At 74.0% G+C, this 2,066-nt stretch carries 2 protein-coding genes; one reads left to right on the top strand and one right to left on the bottom strand.

The window, feature by feature from the left end:
• On the bottom strand, positions 1-876 hold an 876-nt coding region (locus H5J33_RS32610; RefSeq protein WP_181798328.1), incomplete at its 3' end, for a serine/threonine-protein kinase.
• A 602-nt stretch (positions 877-1,478) separates the two neighbouring features.
• Here H5J33_RS32610 and H5J33_RS32615 point away from each other — a divergent pair.
• Positions 1,479-1,655 carry a hypothetical protein gene (locus tag H5J33_RS32615; protein WP_030613749.1) on the top strand — a complete coding sequence of 59 codons (177 nt, stop codon included), beginning with the start codon at positions 1,479-1,481 and terminating at the stop codon, positions 1,653-1,655.
• The last annotated feature ends 411 nt before the right edge of the window (positions 1,656-2,066 follow it).

Consider the following 2,066-nt stretch of genomic DNA (forward strand, 5'->3'; position numbering starts at 1 on the left):
GTCGGCCTCGGCGGCCCGCGGGTGGGGCGGCCGTACGTCGTTCAGCCCCTGCGCCTCCCGGGCGGCGATCTCCTTCAGCCGCAGCGACAGCTGGAGCGTGGTGGGCCGCTCCTCGGGGTCCTTCGCCAGGCAGGCCCGGATCAGCGGAGCCAGCGCGTCCGGCACACCGGCCAGGTGCGGCTCCTCGTGCACCACCCGGTACAGCATCACCTCGGAACTGCCGTGCCCGAAGGGCGAGTCGCCGGTCGAGGCGTACGCCAGCGTGGCGCCCAGCGAGAAGACGTCGGTGGCCGGGGTGACCGTCGCGCCGCGCACCTGCTCGGGGGCGAGGAAGCCGGGGGAGCCGACCGCGGTGCCCACATGGGTGAGCGTGGAGGCACCGGTGGCCCAGGCGATACCGAAGTCGATGATCCGCGGACCCTTGGGTGACAGCAGGATGTTGGAGGGCTTCAGGTCCCGGTGGACGACACCGGCCTCGTGCACGGCGACGAGCCCCTCGGACAGGGCCGCGCCGATCGCCGCCGTGTCCGCCGCGCCGAGCGCCCCCTCCTCGGCGACCTTGTCGTGCAGGGAGGGCCCGGGCACGTACTGGGTGGCGAACCAGGGCCGCTCGGCCTCCAGGTCGGCGGCGACCAGCCGGGCCGTGCAGCCGCCGCGGATCCGCCGGGCGGCGGACACCTCGCGCGCGAACCGCGACCGGAACTCCTGGTCCTCCGCCAGATCCGGCCGGATCACCTTCAGCGCGACCCGCTGCCCCTTCTTGTCGGAGCCGAGATAGACCACGCCCATTCCGCCCGCGCCGAGCCGTCGGTGAAGCCTGAACGAGCCGACGACGCGCGGGTCCTCGCGCCTCAGGCGCATCATCGCCATGTTCATCCCCGCTGCCCGGTCCCTGTGACGTGGCACAGCTTACGTTTCCACGGCCGCCCGCGCGCATAGGCCGCGCCCTCTCGCCGGGACGGATTGTGCGGGCCGTCCCGGGGAGGTGAAAGCCGGTCAGCAGGCCAGGCGTTAGCGCGACTTCACGCCGGCCGGATGGCCAACCCGCCTTCCGCTCCGGGAGGTTGAGCTCGCGCGGAGCCGGGGCACCCCGGGCGGCGCCCCTGCCGGCCGCCGTCCGCCGGCCGTCCGGGGGCGGGGCTGGGCCCCGGACCGGGATCCACCTCCGGTACCCCTTCCGGCACCGGTCCGAGTGATCGAAGTCACTCCACCCGGTGAGCGGAACGCTTCCGAAATGACCGGACACAGCGGACGGCCCCTCAGGGAAGTCCCCGATACCCGGGCCCGCGTCTCCACCCAGGGGAGTAGTTCGCGGCCGGGGGCTCATCCTCCCGGAGGCCCGGCAATCGGTACGAGGGCATGACGCCGGTGCCGCGCGGCCCGCCTAGATTTGAGGACAAGCGGTGGGTGCGGTACTCGTCCCCCGAGGTCGGACACCCGCCGCTGCAGCCGACAACCGAACAGTCAGGAGAGGGACCATGGCCCACACGGCACCGCGACGCCCGGCGTTCGCCTCCCGCCGCACGGGCCGCCGCCACCCCTTGGTGGCGACGCTCATGGCCCTTCCCCTCGCGGCCCTGCTCCTGCTCGTCTTCGACGGCTGGGAGACGGTGGCCACACAAGCGTCGTCCGTGGGTGCGATGCTGGGGCGCTGAGCGGCGACCCCAGGCCCGGAAGAGCGGTCCGGGCGGGGACATCGATCCATGAAACCCCGTGGGGACGGGGGTACGGCGGACGGCAAGAATGCCGGCGCAGCTGGGGAGCTGCGCCGGCATCTGCCGTTTCCCGCCGCGCGACCCGTAGGGGACCGCTTCTCCCGGCGGACCCTTCGCATGGCCGTTTCCCGGCGGACCCTTCGTGGCCGCGGGCGAGCGCCCCGCCCCGCGACCGGCCCAGTACCCTCGGCCGGACAGCCACCCTTCCCCGAGGCAACGGTGACCGCAGACACAGCCGCGAGCGCAGACACCCCCACCGACCCCCTCGTATCCGCCCTGGCCGCCCACGCCAGGGCGGCGGCCCACGGCAGGGCAGGGGGTCCGTGGCGGTGTCTGGAGCACCGGATGGTG

The organism is Streptomyces sp. WELS2 (assembly GCF_013870595.1).
In the GTDB taxonomy this organism is placed as follows: Bacteria; Actinomycetota; Actinomycetes; order Streptomycetales; family Streptomycetaceae; genus Streptomyces.